This window comes from Anaerotignum faecicola, assembly GCA_024460105.1.
Lineage (GTDB): Bacteria > Bacillota > Clostridia > Lachnospirales > Anaerotignaceae > JANFXS01.
This window is the reverse complement of record JANFXS010000425.1, coordinates 1-414: the sequence shown is the minus strand read 5'-3', so window position 1 is coordinate 414 and position 414 is coordinate 1. Positions and strand designations below refer to the sequence as shown.

Below are 414 nucleotides of genomic sequence, written 5' to 3'. Positions count from 1 at the left end.
CTTCCTCTTCTCCGATATCTCGCAGTTCCCCACAGTTATTAATTTTATAGGCATTCCGGTTAAACGCAGGCAGAAGATCATTGTAGCGATATCTTACGTAATCATGATCAATATCATAAACAGGTTCTCCTTTTTTATATACCTGGTCAGATCTCTGATAATATTCGGGAAGTCCATGACTGCCCACGATCGGATTCAAAGACTTATTAAACACCGTTCCATCGAAGCTTCCAATCGTATATTCCCCTTCGGTATCCGCATTTATTGATGCAATCCGGTATGTTTTTATTTTTTCCTGCGCTATTACAGCGCCATTTGCCGACTTTGACACATTGACCGGCCAGACCAGAATCCTCTCGTACTGCTTCCCCTTTCGGTCCGTTCCCAGTTCTGTAGTGTATGCCATTCCCGTTG

General features: G+C 43.5%; 1 protein-coding gene. It reads right to left on the bottom strand.

The features are described 5' to 3' along the window. On the bottom strand, positions 1-414 hold a 414-nt coding region (locus NE664_14695; GenBank protein ID MCQ4727883.1), incomplete at both ends, for a hypothetical protein.